Genomic DNA, 20,478 nt, shown 5'->3' on the forward strand with positions numbered 1-20,478 from the left:
CCAATTTTAGCAAGCGTGGTGCGGAACCTCCGGCAACGGCGCCGAAAACCCTGCCAGCGTGTCGCCGCGATCGCGCATGCCGTGCGCGCACATCAGCCTGTACAGCGTCACGCGCGACACGCCGAGTTCGCGCGCCGCATCGGCAAAACGGCCGCGATGGCGCAGCAGCGCCTGCTCGATCGCCTGCCGTTCGGCCGCTTCCCTCGCCTCCGTGAGCGACACGGGCGCCAGGATCGCGAACTCGTTGAGTTCGAGATCGGCCGCGGTGATCATCCGGCCCTCCGACATCACGATCGCCCGGCGCACGCGATTGATCAGCTCGCGCACGTTGCCCGGCCACGAATAGCCATACAGCGCGGCGATCGCGTCCGGCGAGAAGCCGCGCAGACGGCGATGCGCATCGCCCTTGAAACGCTCGAGCATGTGGCGCGCCAGCACCTCGATATCCTTGCCGCGCGCGCGCAGCGGCGGCTCCTCGATCTTCAGCACGCACAGCCGATGGAACAGATCCTCGCGGAAACGCCCTTCGCGCAGCGCCGCCTCCATGTCCACATGCGTCGCGCAGATCACGCGCACGTCGACCGGCACCGATACATGCGCGCCGAGCCGCTCGATCTTGCCCTCCTGCAGGAAGCGCAGCAGGCTCGCCTGGCTCTCGAGCGGCAGGTCGCCGATCTCGTCGAGAAACAGCGTGCCGCCGTTCGCCGCCTCGACCCGGCCGATCTTGCGCTGGTTCGCGCCCGTGAACGCACCGCGTTCATAGCCGAACAGTTCGGCCTGCAGCAGCGTCGACGGGATCGCGCCGCAATTGATCGCGACGAACGGTTCATGCGCGCGCGCGGAGCGCTCGTGAATCGCGACGGCCGTCAGTTCCTTGCCGGTGCCCGATTCGCCTGAGATGAACACCGGCGCATCGGTCGTCGCGACGCGCCGGATCGTCCGGAAGAGGCCGAGCATCGCATCGCAGGTGCCGACCATCTCGCCTTCGGCGCGCCCGGCGCCGACAGGCGATGCCACCGGGTCCGTCAGCGCGACCATGCCATGCGCATGGCCGACGGTCTCGACGATGCGCGCCGTTTCGTACGGCATCGTCACGTAGTCGAAGCAATAGTCGCGAATGAGGTGGCGCAGCGTGGCGTCCTGCAACTGGCCGCGCCGGGTTGCTGCAATCCAGCCGATGTGCTGGATGCTCAGACATGCTTCGAGTTCGCGCAGGTCGGCGGGCCTGAAGCCCGGCGAGAAATCGAGCAGGCCGGCGGTTGCGACGCCGTGCTGCACGACACGCCGTACGTCGCGTACGCTTTCCGCCAGATCGACTCGCCACCCGCATTCATCAAAATGCCCGCGCAACGCGTCGTTTGGCTCGCGCGAGAAATAGATCACATGCCGCTGCTCGGCTCCCATATCCTCACCCCGTTCATCAACCGTCTAACGATTGCCACGCACGCCAAGTCACGTGCGAAAAGGATCGAATCGGGGCAGCCGAAGCGACTCGATTCGCCATGCCGATGCGCGGCGACAACAAGCCTCGCATGATGGCGCTTATCTCGCGTCCAGTTATTTTTTTGAGCAATACAGCTTGGTTATAGGCGCTGAATACGACAAACCGATTGCAGCACAAATGGGCGGGCGGCCGAATCGCTCAGAGGTCGACGTATGTCAATCATCTGCACATAGCGCATGCACAGCGACACGATATCTGTATCGACACACGCGCCGATTTTCATCCTTGAAGCGCATTGATTGAATCAGCAGTATTCCCAAGCCCCGTCGTTTCACAGCTGAAACATTTCCCCGTGTTTTCGATCGCGATTCACAACGCCCATGCGTGGATCCCAGGCACGACAACGCTTGCGGCGCGATGGCATGTATTTCGCTGATGGCCTAACCAATCGGAGAAAGTCACCATGGGGAAACCAATTTTGCTTTCTTTCGTGCAGGTGGCGATCATGCTCTCGGCGGCCTTCCCGTTCATGTCGATACGCGCGGACGAAAGCATGGCGCCTGCATTCTCATCGCTGCCCGCCGAAAGTATGTCGAGCATGCAACGGGACAACGGCTTCGCCATCGTACCCGTCGCGGTGCCGCACCCGCATTCGGCCGACAAGGCATCGGTGACGCTGTGGGACGAGCTCGCCCGGCCGTCCCCCCTGCCGGTGCCGCTCCCGGTACCGCGGCCCGGCGACGTGCGGCACGCCATGCAGGAAGGTGCCGGGAACAGCATGCATCAGTGATCCACACGCGATACCGCCCGGCAATTTCATGAGGATTCCATAATTAGATGATGCGAAGCGAACGATGATGCCGGCCGGGTCGGGCATCGTCGACGTCACGACGCGAACCGTTTTCGTGTCCGTCCCCCGGCGGGCACTCTTTTTATTCAGCACGTACGACGCAAAGGCCGCACATCGCCGCCGCCGGCGGCGATGTGCGGGCGGCCCGGAACCGCGGGCCTGCGGCGCATCCGCACCGAGGCAGTCACCTGCCGTCATTCCGGTAGAATCGGCGCCATTCCGGTTTTCCTCTTCCCTGACCTTCATGACGACGTTGACCCTGATCGTCGCGCGTGCCCGCAACGGCATCATCGGCCGCGACAACCAGTTGCCCTGGAAACTTCCCGAGGACCTCGCGTTCTTCAAGCGCACGACGATGGGCGCGCCGATCGTGATGGGCCGCAAGACCCACGAGTCGATCGGCCGGCCGCTGCCGGGCCGTCGCAACATCGTCGTCACGCGCGACGCGACGCGCCGCTTCGACGGCTGCGACACCGTCACGTCGCTCGCCGACGCGCTCGCGCTCGCCGCCCGCGACGGGGCAGCCGAAGCATTCCTGATCGGCGGCGCGCAGCTCTATGCGGAAGGTCTCGCGCTCGCCGACAAACTGGTCGTCACCGAGATCGACGCGGACTTCGACGGCGATGCGTCATTCCCGGCCCCCGATCCCGCGCACTGGCACGAAGTGTCGCGCGAGCCGCACCAGGCCGCCGCGCCGAATGCGTTCGGCTATGCGTTCGTCGTCTACGAGCGCAAGCGCGGCTGATACGCGACAGGCGAGCAACCATGAAAAAGCCCGACCGGGCTCACACGCACGGTCGGGCTTTTTCGTTTTCCGGCGGCCGATGCCGCGCCGCTTACTGGCCGGCGATCGTCATCTGCTCGATCAGCACCGAGCCCGTTTCCTTCGTACCGCGCACGATCGAATCCGCGCCGATCGCGACGATATGCCGGAACATCTCCTGCAGCGTGCTCGCGACGGTGATTTCCTCGACCGGATACTGGATCACGCCGTTCTCGACCCAGAAGCCGGCCGCGCCGCGCGAATAGTCGCCGGTCACGTAGTTCACGCCCTGCCCCATCAGTTCGGTCAGCAGCAGGCCCGTGCCGAGCTTCTTCAGCATCGCGTCGAAGTCGTCGCCCGGCTGCGTGTTCGAGCTGCGCAGCGCGAGGTTGTGCGAGCCGCCCGCGTTGCCGGTCGTCTGCGTGCCGAGCTTGCGCGCCGAATAGGTCGACAGGAAGTAGCCTTCGACCACGCCGTCGTTGACGACGCTGCGCGCGCGCGTGCGCACGCCTTCCTCGTCGAACGGCGCGCTGCCCATCGCGCGCGGGACGTGCGGATCCTCGACGACCTGGACGTGCGGTGCGAACACCGGCTTGCCGAGGCTGTCGACGAGGAACGACGTCTTGCGGTACAGCGCGCCGCCGCTCACCGCCTGCACGAACGCGCCGAGCAGGCCGGCCGCGAGCGGTGCCTCGAACAGCACGGGTACCTTGCGGGTGTCGAGACGGCGCGCGCCCATCCGCGCGAGCGCGCGCTCGGCCGCGTAGCGCCCGACGGCTTCCGGTGCCGCGAGGTCGACCGCGCTGCGCTTCGACGAATACCAGTCGTCGCGCTGCATGTGGCGGCCGCTGCCGGCGATCGGCGCGCACGCGATGTAGTGGCGCGAGTACGGATAGCCGGCGAGGAAGCCGCGCGACGTCGCGAGCACGAACTGCGAATGCTGCGCCGACACGCTCGCGCCTTCCGAGTTGCGGATCTGCGGGCTGACCGCGAACGCGGCGTCTTCCGCGCGGCGCGCGAGTTCGACGGCTTCGTCGGCCGTCAGCGCCCACGGGTGATAGAGATCGAGGTCGCGCGGGTCGGTTTCGAGCAGTTCGGCCTCGGCGAGGCCGGCCGCTTCGTCCTCGGCCGTGAAGCGCGCGATGTTGTATGCGGCGGCAACGGTATCCTTGATCGCGGCCGGCGAGAAGTCCGACGTGCTCGCGTTGCCGCGCTTCTTGCCGATGAACACCGTCACGCCGACCATCTTGTCGCGGTTGTGCTCGATCGTCTCGACCTCGCCGCGGCGCACCGACACCGACAGGCCGTCGCCTTCGGAGATTTCGGTCGCGGCGTCCGTCGCGCCGAGCGCCTTCGCATGGCGAAGGATGTCCGAGGCAATTTCTTTGAGCTGGTCCTGCGTGTGCGGGAAATAGCGCGCTTGTACGTCGAGATTGGCTGCCATCGTCGTGATATCCGGTGGCGGGCGTGCCGCCCGCATGTTCAAAATGTTGCGTATCCCGCGATCATAGCAAGGTCCGGGGCCACATACCGACAAGCTTGGGGTGTCCGCGCCGCGATACAATGCCGCCCATGACACGCAAAACCCGAATCCAGCCGATCGAGCACGCCGTCGAAGAAGACGACAACGGCTACGATCGCCCCAGCAAATCCCAACTGAAGCGCGAGATGCACGAGCTGCAGGTGCTCGGCCAGGCGCTCGTTGAGCTGCCGAAAGACGCGCTGAAGCGCATGCCGATGCCTGAAAGCCTCGCGGACGCCGTGCGCGAGGCGCGCCGGATCACCGATCACGAAGGCAAGCGCCGCCAGCTCCAGTACGTCGGCCGCGTGATGCGCTCGCTGACCGACGACGAAACGGCCGCGCTGCGCACCGCGCTTGACGCCCAGCGCGGCGTGAACAAGGCCGCGACGGCCCGCCTGCACTGGATCGAACGCACCCGCGACCAGCTGCTCGCCAACGACGACGCGCTGACCGAATTCCTCCGCCAGCACCCCGACGCCGACATCCAGGAAGGCCGCACGCTGATCCGCAACGCGCGCAAGGAAGCGCAGCAAGGCAAGCCGCCGCGCTATTTCCGCGAGCTGTTCCAGTGGATCAAGACCGCGAGCGGCACGGGCGAAGCGGACGGCGATGACGCGCCGGACGACGCCGGAGACGACCATGACGACGAAGCGTAACCACCCGGACGAGCTCGTGGTCGGCCTCGTGTCGATCAGCGACCGCGCGAGTACCGGCGTCTACGAGGACAAGGGCATTCCGGCGCTGCAGGAATGGCTCGCCGGCGCGCTGCGCTCGCCGTGGCGCGCCGAGACCCGGCTGATCCAGGACGACGCGCCGACGATCTCCGCCACGCTGGCCGAGCTCGTCGACGTCGCCGGCTGCGATCTGGTGCTGACGACCGGCGGCACCGGCCCCGCGCGCCGCGACGTGACGCCGGAGGCCACGCTGGCCGTGGCGACGAAGGAAATGCCGGGATTCGGCGAACAGATGCGGCAGATCAGCCTCAATTTCGTGCCGACCGCGATCCTGTCGCGGCAGGTCGCGGTCATCCGCGAAACGGCCCAGGCCGACCACGCGGCGCTGATCATCAACCTGCCCGGCCAGCCGAAGTCGATCCGGGAAACCCTTGAAGGGCTGCGCGATGCCGACGGCAAGTCGACCGTGCCCGGCATCTTCGCGGCGGTGCCCTATTGCATCGACCTGATCGGCGGCCCGTATGTCGAGACCGACACCGCGGTGGTCGACGCGTTCCGGCCAAAGAGCGCCCGGCGCTGAAACTGCCGGGCGTTTGCCGAACGCCGAGCGCGTGCCGGCCCGCTCAGGCGGCCGGTGCGGACTCGCCTGCCGGCGCCGATGCGGCCGGAATCAGGAAATGCTGGCGGTAGTACTTCAGTTCGTCGATCGATTCGTGGATGTCGGCGAGCGCCGTGTGCATCGCACGCTTCTGGAAGCCCTTGTAGATCGCGGGCTGCCAGCGGCGGCACAGCTCCTTCAGCGTGCTGACGTCCAGGTTGCGGTAATGGAAGAACCGCTCGAATTCGGGCATCCAGCGCGCCATGAAACGGCGATCCTGGCAGATCGAGTTGCCGCACATCGGCGACTTGCCGGGCGACACGTATTGCGCGAGGAACGCCTGCAGCTGTGCCGCGGCATCCGCCTCGGTCACGGTCGACGCGCGCACGCGGTCGATCAGCCCCGAACGGCCGTGCGTCGACTTGTTCCAGTCGTCCATCTTCGCGAGCGTTTCGTCGCTCTGGTGGATCGCGAACACGGGGCCTTCCACCGCGATGTCGAGCGTGGAATTGGTCACGACGACCGCGATTTCGATGATGCGGTCGTTATCCGGGTCGAGGCCCGTCATCTCCATGTCGAGCCAGACGAGGTTCAACTCGTTGCGCACGAGCGCGGGCTGGCAGGCGGAAGCGGCGGTATCGGTCATGAGTCATCCTGGAAAATGGCGGACCGGGCTCGCCGATGCGGCGCCGCCCGGGCGGGTGGCAACGCATAAGCGGGCCCGGTCCGCTAGAACATATAATTCTCGCATAGAACCCTTTGGCGCCTTCGATGTCACCCTTTTCGTTCACCCTGCTGTTCGCGATCGCCGTGCTCGCGATGGTCGTCACCAAGCTGTGGCTCGCGTCGCGGCAGATCCGCTTTGTCGCCGCGCACCGCAACGGCGTGCCCGCGCAGTTCAGCGCGACCATTCCGCTGACCGCCCACCAGCGCGCGGCCGACTACACGGTCGAGCGCACCCGGCTGGCGATGCTCGAGATCGTCGTCAGCGCGGCCGTGCTGGTCGGCCTCACGCTGCTCGGCGGCGTCGGCGCGCTCGATACGCTGCTGACGGGCTGGCTCGGCCGCGGCTACGGGCAGCAGGTCGCGCTCGTCGCCGCCGTGCTCGCGATCACGGGCGTGATCGACGTTCCGTTCGAGTATTACCGCCAGTTCGGGATCGAGCAGCGGTTCGGCTTCAACCGGATGACCCAGCGCCTGTTCTTCACCGACCTGCTGAAAAACACGGTGCTCGGCGCCGCGCTCGGCCTGCCGCTGCTGTTCGTCGTGCTGTGGCTGATGAACCAGGCCGGCAGCCTCTGGTGGCTGTGGACCTGGATCGTCTGGGTCGCGTTCCAGATGCTCGTGCTGCTGATCTACCCGACCTTCATCGCACCGCTCTTCAACAAGTTCGAACCGCTGAAGGACGAAGCGCTGCGCACCCGCATCGAGTCGCTGATGAAACGGTGCGGCTTCGCGGCGAAAGGCCTGTTCGTGATGGATGGCAGCCGCCGATCCGCGCACGGCAACGCGTACTTCACCGGCTTCGGCGCATCGAAGCGGATCGTCTTCTTCGACACGCTGCTCGCGCGACTGTCCGGCCAGGAAATCGAGGCCGTGCTCGCGCACGAACTCGGCCACTTCAAACGCCGCCACGTGATGAAGCGGATGCTCGTGTCGTTCGTGCTGAGCCTCGTACTGCTCGCGCTGCTCGGCTGGCTCGCGCAGCGCACGTGGTTCTACACGGGGCTCGGCGTCACGCCGTCGCTCGACACCAGCAACGCGGGCGCCGCGCTCGTGCTGTTCTTCCTCGCGATTCCCGTGTTCCTGTTCTTCGCGACGCCGTTCAGCAGCCTCACGTCGCGCAAGCATGAATTCGAGGCCGATGCGTTCGCAGCCAGCCAGACCGACGCGCAGGATCTCGTCAGCGCGCTCGTGAAGCTCTATGAGGACAACGCGTCGACGCTCACGCCGGACCCCGTCTACACGGCCTTCTACTACTCGCATCCGCCTGCATCGCAACGGATCGACCGCCTGATGCAGCACGCATGAGCCGGCCGACCTCCCGCAAGCCGGCCCCGCGCGCATCGGGCGCGCCGCGGGTCGAAGGCCGCGTGATCGCGGCGCACGGTCGCCACTACATCGTCGCCCCAGACGACGGCGCTCCGATGCTGCAATGCTTCCCGCGCGGCAAGAAAAGCGAGATCGCGGTCGGCGACCGCGTCGTGTACGAACAGGCGTCGGCCGACCAGGGCGTGATCGTCGAGATCGGCGAGCGGCGCAACCTGCTGTACCGCTCCGACCAGTTCAAGTCGAAGCTGTTCGCGGCCAATCTCGACCAGTTGCTGATCGTGCTCGCGACCGAGCCCTATTTCAGCGAGGACCTGCTCGGTCGCGCGCTGATCGCGGCCGAAGCGAATGAACTGAAGCCGCTCGTCGTGCTGAACAAGATCGACGTCGAGGCCGCGCTGCCGGTCGCCCGCGAGCGCCTCGCGCCTTACCGCGCGCTGGGCTACGACGTGCTCGAGCTGTCGGTGAAGGGCTCGCCGGACGATGCGCGCGCGCAGTTGATGCCGCACCTGACCGGACATTCGACGATCCTGCTCGGCCAGTCCGGGATGGGCAAGTCGACGCTCGTGAACCTGCTCGTGCCCGACGCCGAGGCCGCGACCCGGGAAATCTCGGCCGCGCTCAACAGCGGCCGCCACACGACGACGTTCACCCGCCTCTACCCGCTCGACGGCGGCGGCGCGCTGATCGATTCGCCGGGTTTCCAGGAATTCGGCCTCTATCACCTGACGGAAGGCCGCCTCGAGCGTGCGTTTCCGGAATTCCGCCCGCTGCTCGCGGACTGCCGTTTCTATAATTGCCATCATCTGCACGAGCCCGGCTGCGCGATTCTCGAAGCCGTCGCCGATGGACGCATTGCGCCGTCGCGGCATGCGCTTTACGCGCAGCTCGTACACGAGGCGAGCCAGATCGTTCGCTGACCGTACGGCGGGCGCGGCTGCCGGGCCAACACGGTCCGGCCTTCACCGACAGGAGCCGTGATGCGTTTCAGGGCCCCCGATCTTGCGACCGCACAGCATTGGGCAAACGTGCTGCAGGTGGCCGGGATCGGTTGCGAGCTGCATAACTGCTACGCGACCGGTGCGCTCGGTGGCCTGCCCGCCGATGCATGCGCACCCGAGCTGTGGCTCGACGACGAGCGCGACGACGCGCTCGCGCGGCGGCTCATCGATGCCGCGTCGCACGGCCCGTCGGCCGACGCCGCGCCGTGGCGCTGCCGCCAGTGCGGCGAGGCGCTCGAGGCTCAGTTCACCGCCTGCTGGCAATGCGGCGCCGTTCGCGATCCGCTCGACGACTGAACGCACTGCGCACATGCAAAAGGCCGGCATCGCGCCGGCCTTTTCATTTCATCGGGTGCTGTCTGTTAGCGCGTCACGATACCCAGACGGCCAGCGTCAGCATCAACAGCAGGATCATCCACAGGATCACGGCACGCCAGACCAGGCCGACCGCCGACTGCAGCGTGCGCGGCGTGCAGTCGTCACCGACTGTCAGCGGGCCGCTGTCGCCGACTGCCAGCGCGTCGAGGCTCGACGGTTCCGCGAGCGGGCCCGCGAGACGCGCACCGAGTGCGCCGCTACCGGCCGCCAGCAACACGCCGTCGTTCGGGTCGGGCCACTGGCGCGTGTGATTGCGCCACGCGTAAATCGCATCCTCGAAGTTGCCGACGATCGCGAAGCCGAGTGCGGTCAGCCGCGACGGAATCCAGTCGATCACGAAGAACGCGCGCTGCGCGAACGTCGAGAACGCGGCCGTGCGATCGTCGCCCGGCGTCGACCAGCTGCGTGCGAGATATTCGGAGATCCGGTACAGCACGGCGCCGGCCGGACCGATCGGCAGCACGTACCAGAAGAACACGCCGAACACGTGGCGATGCGACGCAACGACCGCATGAATCAGCGTATGGCGGACGATTTCGCCGACCGGCATGTCGACCGTATCGAGGCCCGTCCACTCGTGCAGGATTTCGCGTGCGCGCGGCACGTCGTCGTTGTTGAGCGCGAGATGGATGTCGGTGAAATAGTGGCTGAACTGGCGGAAGCCGAGCGTGAAATACACGACGACGACGTTCCAGATGAACGCGAGCACGAAGCTCACCTTGTACAGCAGGAAGTAGATCAGCGCGACGACCAGCACCCATGGCAGCACGACCGCGAGCCATGCGAGCACGCCGTGCTTCTGCTTGCCGGCGTCGAGGCCATGCGCGACGGTTTCCGCATGAAACTGGAACAGCGCGAACACCGGATTGCTCGGCGACAACGCGCGGATCTGTTCGATGATGAGAGCGAGGAGAACCGAAAAGAAAGTCATGCGTGGCGCCGTCTTCGGAGTTATGTCATTTTTTGCATAACGATAGCACAGCGTGCGCGGCAGCACGTTGTGGGCACGCCCGCCCGGAGGCCGACCGCTTGCGCCCGACGACGCACGCGCTCATCCGGCTGCCAAGAAGCGGTACAGATTGCGTAACATGCCGGCAGTTGCGCCCCAGATGAAGTAATGCCCGGCCGATTCACCATTCGGGTAAGGCATCGCAAAAAAACGACGCTCGCCGCCTTCCCAGCGGAACACGCGCACCTGGTGATTCGCGGGATTCATCAGGAATGCGAGCGGCACTTCGAAGATCTCGGCGACTTCGAACGTGTCGGCCTGGACGGTAAACGGTGGATGCGCGAGCGCCACGACGGGGGTTACGCAGAAGCCGGTACCCGTCAGGTAGTCGGGCAGCGCACCGAGGATCTCCACCGGCTCCGCGGCCAGCCCGATTTCTTCCTTCGCCTCGCGCAACGCAGTCGCGGTCGCATCGCGATCGAACGGCTCGCGACGACCGCCGGGGAAACTGATCTGCCCGGCATGGTCGTTCAGATGATCGGCGCGCTGGGTCAGCAGCACGGTAAGGCCGGTCTCGCGCACGACGAGCGGGATGAGGACGGCAGCGCTGCGCGGATCGACACCGGCCTGCAGCCGCACCTCGTCGGGTTCGACGCTCCATTCGAGGGTGCGCGCGAAACGCTCGCGCAACCCGGGCGGCGTCATCAGCCGTGCATCGATGGACGGCAGGCCGGCGCCGGTGCCTTCGACCGGCAACACTTCGGGGTCAATGATGGGGCGACGATTCAATGGGACTCTCGGGTTCGTGTCGTATCGAACATATTGTCGCGCCAGAATGAAAAAAGCACCCGGGTGGGTGCTTTTTCCTTACAGCTCTTACTCTTGGGAAGCTGCTGCGGTGCGATCCTTCGACACCAGCTTTTCCTTGATTCGAGCCGACTTGCCCGAACGCTCGCGCAGGTAGTACAGCTTCGCGCGACGCACATCACCGCGACGCTTCACGACGATGCTCGCCAGCAGCGGCGAGTAGGTCTGGAACGTACGCTCGACGCCTTCGCCCGACGAAATCTTGCGGACGATGAAGTTCGAGTTCAGGCCACGGTTGCGAATCGCGATCACGACGCCTTCGTAAGCCTGAACGCGCTTGCGGTTACCTTCAACCACGTTCACGTTCACGATCACCGTGTCGCCCGGGGCGAATTCGGGAATCGTCTTGCCGGCGAGCGCGCGCTCGATCTCTTCCTGCTCAAGTTTTGCGATCAGATTCATCACTGACTCCTAAAGCCATCTTGTCGGCGTTTGCACCCGCCCGTTTCCAGGCTTGGCCCCGATAGAGGATGGATTCACATCAGGCGCCGCGCACGCATGCACGACACCGCCAATTCCCGCCCGCGCTGCCGCCTCAAGAGGCGTTCTTCGCTTCGCGTGCGAGGTTCGCAAGCCACGCCTCGTCGGCACGGCTCAACAACTTCTCGCGGCGCGCCCGGACGATCAGGTCCGGCCGCTTCCGCAACGTATTCCTCAATGCTTCCTGGCGCCGCCACTTCTCGATCTCGGCATGATGCCCGCCAAGCAGCACGTCCGGCACGCGCACCCCGTCGTATTCCTCGGGACGCGTGTAATGTGGACAATCGAGCAGCCCGTCGGCGAAACTGTCCTGCACGGCCGATTGCGCATCGTTCAGCACGCCGGGCAGCAGGCGCACGACGGCATCCATCATCGCCATCGCCGGCAGCTCGCCGCCGGACAGAACGAAATCGCCGAGGCTGATTTCCTCGTCGACGCAACGATCAAGCAGGCGTTGATCGATCGCTTCGTAGCGGCCGCACAGCACGATGACGCCGGGCTCCTGCGCCATCCGCACCGCACGTTCGTGCGTGAACGGCGCACCTTGCGGCGACATCATCACCACCCGCGTGCTCGCGACGCCCTGCTCCGCCTGCGCTGCCTTCGCAGCGCCGATCGCAGCCTCGAGCGGCCTGGCCAGCATCACCATGCCCGGACCGCCGCCGTACGGACGATCGTCGACCGTGCGGTAGTTGTCCGTCGTGAAATCACGCGGATTCCAGGTGCGCAGCCCGAAGCGCTCCTGCTTCACGGCCCGGCTGGTGATTCCCCAGTCGGTCAGCGCACGGAACATTTCGGGAAAGAGCGTGACGACGTCGAACTGCACCGCGCTCTCCGTAACCTGGTTCATTTAGTAATCGGCTTCCCAGTCGACGACGATGCGACGTGCCGCCTGATCCACCGTTTTGACGTAGACGCCAACAAACGGAATCAGCCGTTCGTCGGTGGTCGGCTGACCATCCTTGCCGACTGCCGGATACTCGACGCGCAGGATTGAATGCACGCCGTTGTCGATCATCCCGCTCACGGTTCCGAGCGCCACCGATTGTTCGTTGACGACTTCGAGACCGATCAGGTCGACCCAATAGAATTCGTCCGCGGCCAATGCCGGAAAATCTTCCCGGCGCACGAACACGCGAAAGCCGCGCAAAGCGAGTGCGGCATCGCGGTCGCTGACGCCCGCGGTTTGCGCGACGACCGTGTCGCCGTGCGTCTTCGACTGCAGGATGCGGGCGGATAACCGCTCCCCACCCCGTTCCAGCCACCAGCGGCGCGCGTTGAGCAACGCATCGCCGCCGCGACCGGCATCGGCATGCGTCGCCACCTTGACCCAGCCCTTCAGGCCATAGGCGTCGACCACTGCCCCGACCTCGACAGCATCGTCGGGCCAGGCTTGCACCGCTTCGAGACTGCCCTGCTCGGCAGCCGTACCGGCGCTCGCGACAGCGTCGCGCTCGACCGGCTTGCGGACGAATGCGCCAAACGACGCCCGCCCGCGCTTTGCGTTACCGGAATCGTGACCGGACATCAATGCTCCTTGCAGCCGGTACGACCGGCACACCGCGCCATGTCAGGCAGCCGGTTGCGCCTTTTGCGCTTCCTTCACGAGACGCTGGACGGTCGGCGACAGTTGCGCGCCAACACCTTGCCAGTACGTCAGGCGGTCTTGAGCGATACGCAGCGATTCGCCCTTCGTGGCAACCGGGTTGTAGAAGCCGACGCGCTCGATGAAGCGGCCGTCACGACGGTTACGCGAATCGGTAGCAACGATGTTGTAGAACGGGCGCTTCTTCGAGCCGCCGCGAGCCAGACGGATGATAACCATATGAAATCCTTCGGGAAAACCGGGTTCGAAACTACTGAAACGTGCGATTATAGCCGGAAACCAAAGCCATAACAAACACTTACGCGCAAAAATTCCGCGGACGCCCTGTTCGCCGAGCATACAATCGTCGTGTTCACGACGCTCACCGCCGCCATGCCGCTATTTCGCATCGCCTCGGCGCGCCGCGCACAGCACCGCCTCGCGGGCCTGCTGGCCGGCCTCGTCACCTGCCTCGCCTCCACCGCGGCCTGCGCCGCACCGCCGGTGGGCGAACTCGTCGTACCACCCGGCTTCCATGTCGACGTACTGACCGACGCCGTGCCGACCGCCCGCGAAATGGCCTGGTCGCCACGCGGAATCCTGTATGTCGGCTCACGGGAAGGCCGCGTCCACGCGTTCGTGATGCATGAGGGCCGGATCACCGCCCGGTACGTGATCGCATCGGGGCTCGACATGCCCGTCGGCGTCGCCTATCGCGACGGTGCGCTCTATATCTCCGCCGTATCGCGCATTCTGCGTGTCGACCACATCGACGACCGCCTCGCGAAGCCGCCGGCGCCGGTTGTCGTGACGGACACGTTGCCGACCGATCACCACCACGGCTGGAAATTCATCGCGTTCGGCCCCGACGGCAAGCTTTACGTGCCGACCGGCGCGCCCTGCAACGTGTGCCTCGCCGATCGCAGCCGCTACGCGATCATCGCACGCATGAACGCGGACGGCAGCGGGCGCGAGGTGTTTGCCCGCGGCGTGCGCAATACCGTCGGCTTTGCGTGGCACCCCGATTCGGGTGAACTCTGGTTCACCGACAACGGACGCGACATGATGGGCGACGACGTGCCCGACGACAAGCTGAACCGCGCGCCGCGCGCAGGCCTCGACTTCGGCTTTCCGTACTGCCACGGCGGCGATACGCCCGATCCCGAATTCGGGAGCCCCGACGTGTGCCGCCGCTATGTGCCGCCGGTGCTGAAACTCGGCGCACACGTCGCGGCACTCGGCATGCGCTTCTATACAGGGCCGATGTTTCCGGCGTCGTATCGCAACAACATCTTCATTGCCGAGCACGGTTCGTGGAATCGCAGCAAGAAGGTCGGCTACCGCGTGATGCGCGTCGTCGTGTCGGCCGACGGCAGCCACGCCCGCCAGGCACCGTTCATCACGGGCTGGCTGCGCGCCGATGGTACCGTGTGGGGCCGCCCGGCCGATGTACTGCCGCTGCCGGACGGTTCGCTGCTCGTCAGCGACGACTATGCCGGCGCGATCTACCGCGTCAGCTATGCGGCACCTTGACGCAGGCGAGGGGTGACCGGGCCCGACCGGGCATCGTAGAATGCGTGCCGGGCCAAGCGCCCGCGCCGGCATGCCGGTCGCCCATGCCAACGATCACCCACCGCCGCCCATGTCCAGCAGCACCGCACCGTCCCGCCGCTTCCGCTCCAAGACGCTCACTGCCGCTCTCGCGTTCCTGTTTGGTTCGCTCGGCGCACACCGCTTCTATCTGTACGGCTTTCGTGACGTGTACGGCTGGGTGCACCTGCTCGCGACGATCGTCGGCATCCCGGGTTTCATGCTGCTCGCCGCGACCCAGCGCAGTGCCAGCCTCGGCTGGTGGCTCGCCGTACCCGGCGCGATCTCGCTGCTGGCCGCGTTCCTGGCCGCACTCGTCTACGGCTTGCGGCCCGACGAGAAATGGGACGCACAATTCAATGCCGATACCGGCAAGCACAGCCGGTCGGGCTGGACGGTGATCTTCATCGTGATCTTCTCGCTGCTGATCGGCGCGTTCCTGCTCATGACCGCGCTCGCGCTGTCGTTCCAGACGTATTTCGAGTCGCAAGTCGAAGCGGCGAAGCAGATTTCGCAGTAAGCCCCCGACGCGCGAGTCAGAACAGACTCAACTGCATGTCGTCGCGCGACTTCGCGCGGGTTGCCCCCACCGGCTTGCGCTGAGTTGCCGCCGCGGCCGCCGGCCCACCGCGAAACTGCGACAGATCCAGAATGCCGTTCGTGCGCTCGTTCAGCCCGAGCCGCTTCACGGCCTGACGGAAACGCTGACGCAACAGGTCGGCCCAGATCCCCTCCCCCTTCATCCGTTTCGAGAAATCCGAGTCGTAATCCTTCCCGCCGCGCATGTCGCGCACGCGGTTCATCACGCGCTCCGCGCGATCGGGGAAATGTGCGGAAAGCCAGTTCTTGAACAGCGGCGCAACCTCCCACGGCAATCGCAGGATGATATAGCTCGCGTGCGTCGCACCGGCTTCCGCGCAAGCTTCCAGCACGCGTTCCATGTCGGGCTCGGTGACGAACGGGATCATCGGCGCAATGCTCACGCCCACCGGCACGCCCGCGTCGCGCAGTGCGCGGATCGTCCGCAGCCGGCGCGCCGGCGTCGCTGCGCGCGGCTCGAGCGTGCGCGCGAGATCGGCGTCGAGCGTCGTGATCGTGACCGCGGCCATCACCTGGCCGCGCTCGGCCATCGGCGCAAGCAGGTCGAGATCGCGCTCGATCAGCGATGATTTCGTGATCGCGGCGAACGGCAGCCCATGATCGTGCATCACCTGGATCACGCTGCGCGTGATGCGCAGATCGCGCTCGACCGGCTGGTATGCGTCGGTGTTGACGCCAAGCGCGATCGGCTCCGGCACGTAGCGCTTGCGCGATATCTCGCGCTCGAGCAGTTCGGCCGCATTGACCTTCGCATAGATGCGACTCTCGAAATCGAGCCCCGGCGACAGGCCGAGATAGCTGTGCGTCGGCCGTGCAAAGCAGTAGATGCAGCCGTGCTCGCAGCCGCGATACGGATTGAGCGACACGCTGAACGGAATATCCGGCGACTGGTTATGCGTGAGGATGCTCTTTGCACGCTCCTCGAATACCTGCGTGCGCAGCGGAGCGGGCAGATCGGTGTCGTCCGATTCGTGCGTCCAGCCGTCGTCGACCGCTTCGCGCAGCGCCGTTTCGTAGCGTCCCTGCAGGTTGTCGACCGCACCTCGCCCCTTGCGGGGCGCGGGCGGCGCTATCGGAAATTCGTTGTCGGACAGACCGTCCATGCGCTCACCCATTCGCCTGCACCCAATACTGTATATTTATACAGTATTGGGTGCAGCATGCCAAGGGCGAGATAAGGGGCCGACACGGAGCCCTGCAGGCAGCCCGGCGGCAGGCTGCCGCCACCGTCATTGGCCGACCGAAATCGTCAGCGTCTCCTTGATTTCCTCCATCACGACATAGCTCTTCGATTGCACCGCGCCGGGCAGTTGCAGCAGGATGTCGCCGAGCAGCTTGCGATAGTCGGCCATTTCACCGATCCGCGCCTTGATCAGGTAGTCGAAGTCGCCGGACACGAGATGGCATTCGAGCACCTCGTCGATCTTCATCACTTCGCGACGGAACTGCTCGAACATGTTGCCGCCCTTGTGGCCGAGCGTGATCTCGACGAATACCAGCAGCGCCGCGCCGAGCTGGCCCGGATCGACGCGCGCGTGATAGCCGGTAATGACGCCGTCGCGCTCCATGCGCCGCACGCGCTCGATGCACGGCGTCACGGTCAGCCCGACCTGTTCCGCGAGGTCCTTCATCGCCATCCGGCCGTCATCCTGGAGCAGTTTGAGGATGCGCCGGTCGAGCTTGTCGAGCGAGCGTACTGGCTGGCGTTGCGTTCTCATTTGTTTATGCTGAAAACCAGAAAAATACGATAACAAAACCTACACATTCGACAATACCATAGCTCAAAAAACTAGATCAGCTAGAGGTTACACGGAGACGCAGGTGCGCCCGGCCTCGACCTGATCCCTTCCATCTGGAGCAGCTATGCGAGTCGTCATTCTGGGCAGCGGTGTGGTGGGCGTGGCAAGCGCGTATTACCTCGCGCGCGCCGGTCATGAAGTCACGGTGATCGACCGGGAAGCCGGCCCGGCGCTCGAGACGAGCTTCGCGAACGCGGGCCAGATCTCGCCCGGCTATGCGGCGCCGTGGGCCGCGCCAGGCGTGCCGCTGAAGGCCGTCAAGTGGATGTTCGAGAAGCACGCGCCGCTCGCGATCCGCCTCGACGGCACGCGCTTCCAGCTCCAGTGGATGTGGCAGATGCTGCGCAACTGCACGGCCGAGCGCTATGCGGTCAACAAGGGCCGCATGGTCCGCCTCGCCGAATACAGTCGCGATTGCCTGCAGGCGCTGCGCGCCGACACCGGCATCCAGTACGAAGGCCGCACGGGCGGTACGCTGCAGCTGTTTCGCACGCAGCAGCAACTCGACGGCGCGGCGAAGGACATCGCGGTGCTGCAGGAAGCGAACGTGCCGTTCGAACTGCTGTCGCCGACCGAGTTGCAGCATGCCGAACCGGCACTCGCCGCCGTATCGCACAAGCTGACGGGCGGCCTGCGCCTGCCGGGCGACGAAACAGGCGACTGCCAGCTGTTCACGACGCGCCTCGCGGCGCTCGCGGAGTCGCTCGGCGTAAAGTTCCGCTACAACACGCCGATCGACGCGCTCGCGATCGCCGGCGGCAAGATTGCCGGCGTACAGTGCGGCAGCGAGACAGTGCGCGCGGATGCGTATGTCGTCGCGCTCGGCTCGTACTCGACGAACTTCATCGCAAACCTGATGAAGATCCCGGTCTATCCGCTGAAGGGCTATTCGATCACCGCGCCGATCGTCAATCAGGCGGCAGCTCCGGTGTCGACGGTGCTCGACGAAACCTACAAGATCGCGATCACGCGCTTCGACGATCGCATCCGTGTCGGCGGTATGGCGGAGATCGTCGGCTTCGACAAGAACCTGCGCGCGGCGCGTCGCGAAACGCTCGAAATGTGCGTGAACGACCTGTTCCCGGGTGGTGGCGACACGTCGAAGGCGACGTTCTGGACGGGCCTGCGCCCGATGACGCCGGACGGCACGCCGATCGTCGGCCGCACGCCGGTATCGAACCTGTTCCTGAATACCGGCCACGGCACGCTCGGCTGGACGATGTCGTGCGGGTCGGGCCAACTGCTCGCCGACTTGATCTCGGGCAAGAAGCCGGCGATCCAGGCCGACGACCTGTCGGTGCATCGCTACCTGAAGGACGTTGCCGGCCAGACGCGTCCGGCATACGCCTAAGTCGGGACGGCCTGCGACGACGCAGGCCGGTCGGCATCAACGACAACGGCGCCCCACGGGGCGCCGTTGTCGTTGCAGCGAATGTATTGCCGGATTGGAACCAGAGCTTCTGTCGCCACGCGCATCCGCGCCGCCCTTCCCGCTGACGATCGCCGCGTCGGACATGCCGGCCTGCACGAGGACATGTTGCGCGCAACATGACGCGACCGCGGATCTTCGCATCAAGGACCGCGCGCCCTCTTCTGCCGACGCACAAAAAAGGGGCGCTCATCGCGCCCCTCGTCCTGCATGCTTGCCGCCGAAGCGGCACGCTGTGTCAGCCGAGCTCGTTCACGAGCTCCGGCACCAGCGCGAACAGATCGCCGACGAGGCCGTAGTCGGCCACGCTGAAGATCGGCGCTTCCGGATCCTTGTTGATCGCGACGATCACCTTCGAATCCTTCATGCCGGCCAGATGCTGGATCGCACCCGAGATGCCGACCGCGATGTACAGCTGCGGTGCGACGATCTTGCCGGTCTGGCCAACCTGGTAGTCGTTCGGCACGTAGCCGGCGTCGACTGCGGCGCGCGAGGCGCCCAGTGCTGCCGACAGCTTGTCCGCCAGCGGCTCCAGCACCTTCGTGTAGTTTTCGCTGCTGCCCAGACCGCGGCCGCCCGACACGATGATCTTCGCGCTGGTGAGTTCGGGACGGTCCAGCTTCGTCACTTCACGGCTCACGAACTGCGACTTGCCGGCATCTGCCGCCGCTTCGATCTTGTCGACCGATGCGCTGCCGCCTTCCGCGGCAACCGGATCGAAACCCGTTGCACGCACCGTGATGACCTTGATCGGGTCGCTCGACTGCACCGTCGCGATCGCATTGCCTGCGTAGATCGGGCGTTCGAACGTGTCAGCGCTGACGACCGCCGTGATGTCCGAGATCTGCGCGACGTCCAGCTTCGCGGCGATCCGCGGCGCGATGTTCTTGCCGTACGCGGTGGCCGGCGCGAGGATGTGCGAGTAATCCTTCGCGATGTTCAGCGCGGTCGCCTCGACGTTTTCCGCCAGGCCTTCGGCCAGTTGCGGCGCGTCGGCCAGCAGTACCTTCGAAACACCTGCGATCTTCGCTGCTGCGTCGGCTGCCGCTTGCGCGTTGTGACCCGCGACCAGCACGTGGATGTCACCGCCAACGAATTTGCCAACTTCGGCCGCCGCTGCCACCGTGTTCAGCGTCGCGGCCTTGATCGACGCGTTGCCGTGTTCTGCAATCACCAGAATCGTCATTTCTTTGCGCTCCCTCTTACAGCACCTTGGCTTCGGTCTTCAGCTTCTCGACCAGCGTCTTCACGTCCGGCACCTTCACGCCGGCCGCGCGCTTCGGCGGCTCGACCACCTTCAGCGTCTTCAGACGCGGCGCGACGTCCACGCCCAGCTCTTCCGGCTTCACCGTTTCCAGCGGCTTCTTCTTCGCCTTCATGATGTTCGGCAGCGTCACGTAGCGCGGCTCGTTCAGGCGCAGGTCGGTGGTGACGACCGCCGGCAGCGTCAGCGACAGCGTTTCCGCGCCGCCGTCGACTTCGCGTGCGACCGTTGCCTTGCCGTCGGCGATCGTGACCTTCGATGCGAACGTCGCTTGCGGCAGCCCTGCCAGCGCGGCCAGCATCTGGCCGGTCTGGTTCGAATCGTCGTCGATCGCCTGCTTGCCGAGGATCACCAGCTGCGGCTGCTCCTTGTCGACCAGCGCCTTCAGGATCTTCGCGACGGCCAGCGGCTCGACGCTGTCGTTCGATTCGACGAGGATCGCGCGATCCGCGCCGATCGCCAGCGCCGTGCGCAGCGTTTCCTGCGCTTGCGCCACGCCGACCGACACGGCGATCACTTCGGTCGCCACGCCCGCTTCCTTCAGGCGCACCGCTTCTTCAACAGCGATTTCGTCGAACGGGTTCATCGACATCTTCACGTTCGCGATGTCGACGCCCGTTTGATCCGACTTCACGC

At 65.7% G+C, this 20,478-nt stretch carries 23 protein-coding genes; 10 read left to right on the forward strand and 13 right to left on the reverse strand.

Annotation, left to right across the window (positions count from 1 at the left end):
* Positions 1-6 precede the first annotated feature (6 nt).
* Complete coding sequence (locus tag ACTJKF_RS24085) at positions 7-1,404, reverse strand: sigma 54-interacting transcriptional regulator (protein WP_440626723.1); 1,398 nt, start codon at positions 1,402-1,404, stop codon at positions 7-9.
* A gap of 503 nt (positions 1,405-1,907) precedes the next feature.
* On the opposite strand from ACTJKF_RS24085, the gene ACTJKF_RS24090 reads away from it, so the two are divergent.
* Together ACTJKF_RS24090 and ACTJKF_RS24095 are read left to right on the forward strand one after the other, a co-directional pair.
* On the forward strand, positions 1,908-2,234 hold the full coding sequence (locus tag ACTJKF_RS24090) for a hypothetical protein (RefSeq protein ID WP_440626725.1): 327 nt from the start codon (positions 1,908-1,910) through the stop codon (positions 2,232-2,234).
* 304 nt (positions 2,235-2,538) lie between these two features.
* Entirely contained in the window at positions 2,539-3,039 is a 501-nt protein-coding gene (locus ACTJKF_RS24095) for a dihydrofolate reductase (RefSeq protein ID WP_440626727.1), read from the forward strand.
* 91 nt (positions 3,040-3,130) lie between these two features.
* On the opposite strand, the gene pmbA is transcribed toward ACTJKF_RS24095, so the two are convergent.
* Positions 3,131-4,501, reverse strand: coding sequence for a metalloprotease PmbA (gene pmbA, locus ACTJKF_RS24100; RefSeq protein ID WP_440626729.1), 1,371 nt, complete (start codon positions 4,499-4,501; stop codon positions 3,131-3,133).
* A gap of 128 nt (positions 4,502-4,629) precedes the next feature.
* Between pmbA and yjgA the strand changes: the two genes are divergently transcribed.
* Together yjgA and mog are read left to right on the forward strand one after the other, a co-directional pair.
* Positions 4,630-5,235: a ribosome biogenesis factor YjgA gene (gene yjgA, locus ACTJKF_RS24105; protein ID WP_440626731.1), complete on the forward strand. Its 606-nt coding sequence runs from the start codon at positions 4,630-4,632 to the stop codon at positions 5,233-5,235.
* Complete coding sequence (gene mog / locus ACTJKF_RS24110) at positions 5,219-5,833, forward strand: molybdopterin adenylyltransferase (protein WP_440626733.1); 615 nt, start codon at positions 5,219-5,221, stop codon at positions 5,831-5,833. The genes yjgA and mog overlap by 17 nt, the downstream gene beginning before the upstream one ends.
* A 43-nt stretch (positions 5,834-5,876) precedes the next feature.
* Here the strand turns inward: mog and orn are convergent, their stop codons facing one another.
* Positions 5,877-6,497 (reverse strand): oligoribonuclease, encoded by a 621-nt coding sequence (gene orn, locus ACTJKF_RS24115; RefSeq protein ID WP_440626735.1) that lies wholly within the window; start codon positions 6,495-6,497, stop codon positions 5,877-5,879.
* Between the two features lie 125 nt (positions 6,498-6,622).
* Between orn and ACTJKF_RS24120 the strand changes: the two genes are divergently transcribed.
* From ACTJKF_RS24120 to ACTJKF_RS24130, 3 genes are read left to right on the forward strand one after another with little or no spacing between them, the layout of a single operon-like run.
* A complete protein-coding gene (locus tag ACTJKF_RS24120; protein WP_440626737.1) occupies positions 6,623-7,882 on the forward strand; it encodes a M48 family metallopeptidase in 1,260 nt (419 codons plus the stop codon).
* Positions 7,879-8,820 carry a ribosome small subunit-dependent GTPase A gene (rsgA, locus tag ACTJKF_RS24125; RefSeq protein ID WP_440626739.1) on the forward strand — a complete coding sequence of 314 codons (942 nt, stop codon included), beginning with the start codon at positions 7,879-7,881 and terminating at the stop codon, positions 8,818-8,820. The genes ACTJKF_RS24120 and rsgA overlap by 4 nt, the downstream gene beginning before the upstream one ends.
* Before the next feature lie 60 nt (positions 8,821-8,880).
* Positions 8,881-9,198: a putative signal transducing protein gene (locus ACTJKF_RS24130; protein WP_440626741.1), complete on the forward strand. Its 318-nt coding sequence runs from the start codon at positions 8,881-8,883 to the stop codon at positions 9,196-9,198.
* A 73-nt stretch (positions 9,199-9,271) separates the two neighbouring features.
* On the opposite strand, the gene ACTJKF_RS24135 is transcribed toward ACTJKF_RS24130, so the two are convergent.
* The 6 genes from ACTJKF_RS24135 to rpsP form a co-directional block, all read right to left on the reverse strand.
* Positions 9,272-10,210: a CobD/CbiB family protein gene (locus ACTJKF_RS24135; protein ID WP_440626743.1), complete on the reverse strand. Its 939-nt coding sequence runs from the start codon at positions 10,208-10,210 to the stop codon at positions 9,272-9,274.
* 120 nt (positions 10,211-10,330) lie between these two features.
* Positions 10,331-11,017, reverse strand: coding sequence for a CoA pyrophosphatase (locus tag ACTJKF_RS24140; RefSeq protein WP_440626745.1), 687 nt, complete (start codon positions 11,015-11,017; stop codon positions 10,331-10,333).
* Positions 11,018-11,104: 87 nt separating this feature from the next.
* Positions 11,105-11,497 carry a 50S ribosomal protein L19 gene (gene rplS, locus ACTJKF_RS24145; protein WP_011883860.1) on the reverse strand — a complete coding sequence of 131 codons (393 nt, stop codon included), beginning with the start codon at positions 11,495-11,497 and terminating at the stop codon, positions 11,105-11,107.
* Positions 11,498-11,630: 133 nt separating this feature from the next.
* Positions 11,631-12,425, reverse strand: a complete 795-nt coding sequence (gene trmD, locus ACTJKF_RS24150) for a tRNA (guanosine(37)-N1)-methyltransferase TrmD (RefSeq protein WP_440626748.1) — start codon at positions 12,423-12,425, stop codon at positions 11,631-11,633.
* Positions 12,426-13,103: a ribosome maturation factor RimM gene (rimM, locus tag ACTJKF_RS24155; RefSeq protein ID WP_440626749.1), complete on the reverse strand. Its 678-nt coding sequence runs from the start codon at positions 13,101-13,103 to the stop codon at positions 12,426-12,428.
* Positions 13,104-13,145: 42 nt separating this feature from the next.
* Positions 13,146-13,400 (reverse strand): 30S ribosomal protein S16, encoded by a 255-nt coding sequence (gene rpsP, locus ACTJKF_RS24160; protein WP_006476550.1) that lies wholly within the window; start codon positions 13,398-13,400, stop codon positions 13,146-13,148.
* Between the two features lie 153 nt (positions 13,401-13,553).
* Between rpsP and ACTJKF_RS24165 the strand changes: the two genes are divergently transcribed.
* Positions 13,554-14,693 (forward strand): PQQ-dependent sugar dehydrogenase, encoded by a 1,140-nt coding sequence (locus ACTJKF_RS24165; protein ID WP_440626760.1) that lies wholly within the window; start codon positions 13,554-13,556, stop codon positions 14,691-14,693.
* 109 nt (positions 14,694-14,802) lie between these two features.
* Positions 14,803-15,270 carry an NINE protein gene (locus ACTJKF_RS24170; RefSeq protein WP_440626752.1) on the forward strand — a complete coding sequence of 156 codons (468 nt, stop codon included), beginning with the start codon at positions 14,803-14,805 and terminating at the stop codon, positions 15,268-15,270.
* A 16-nt stretch (positions 15,271-15,286) separates the two neighbouring features.
* On the opposite strand, the gene ACTJKF_RS24175 is transcribed toward ACTJKF_RS24170, so the two are convergent.
* Positions 15,287-16,465 (reverse strand): PA0069 family radical SAM protein, encoded by a 1,179-nt coding sequence (locus ACTJKF_RS24175; protein ID WP_440626754.1) that lies wholly within the window; start codon positions 16,463-16,465, stop codon positions 15,287-15,289.
* A gap of 114 nt (positions 16,466-16,579) precedes the next feature.
* Positions 16,580-17,068, reverse strand: a complete 489-nt coding sequence (locus ACTJKF_RS24180) for an Lrp/AsnC ligand binding domain-containing protein (RefSeq protein WP_006753168.1) — start codon at positions 17,066-17,068, stop codon at positions 16,580-16,582.
* A gap of 145 nt (positions 17,069-17,213) precedes the next feature.
* On the opposite strand from ACTJKF_RS24180, the gene ACTJKF_RS24185 reads away from it, so the two are divergent.
* Entirely contained in the window at positions 17,214-18,500 is a 1,287-nt protein-coding gene (locus ACTJKF_RS24185) for a D-amino acid dehydrogenase (RefSeq protein ID WP_440626756.1), read from the forward strand.
* Between the two features lie 316 nt (positions 18,501-18,816).
* Here the strand turns inward: ACTJKF_RS24185 and ACTJKF_RS24190 are convergent, their stop codons facing one another.
* Positions 18,817-19,764, reverse strand: a complete 948-nt coding sequence (locus ACTJKF_RS24190) for an electron transfer flavoprotein subunit alpha/FixB family protein (protein ID WP_440626757.1) — start codon at positions 19,762-19,764, stop codon at positions 18,817-18,819.
* A gap of 16 nt (positions 19,765-19,780) precedes the next feature.
* Positions 19,781-20,476 carry an electron transfer flavoprotein subunit beta/FixA family protein gene (locus ACTJKF_RS24195; protein ID WP_440626007.1) on the reverse strand — a complete coding sequence of 232 codons (696 nt, stop codon included), beginning with the start codon at positions 20,474-20,476 and terminating at the stop codon, positions 19,781-19,783.
* Between the last annotated feature and the right edge of the window lie 2 nt (positions 20,477-20,478).

Source organism: Burkholderia sp. 22313 (assembly GCF_052045245.1).
In the GTDB taxonomy this organism is placed as follows: domain Bacteria; phylum Pseudomonadota; class Gammaproteobacteria; order Burkholderiales; family Burkholderiaceae; genus Burkholderia.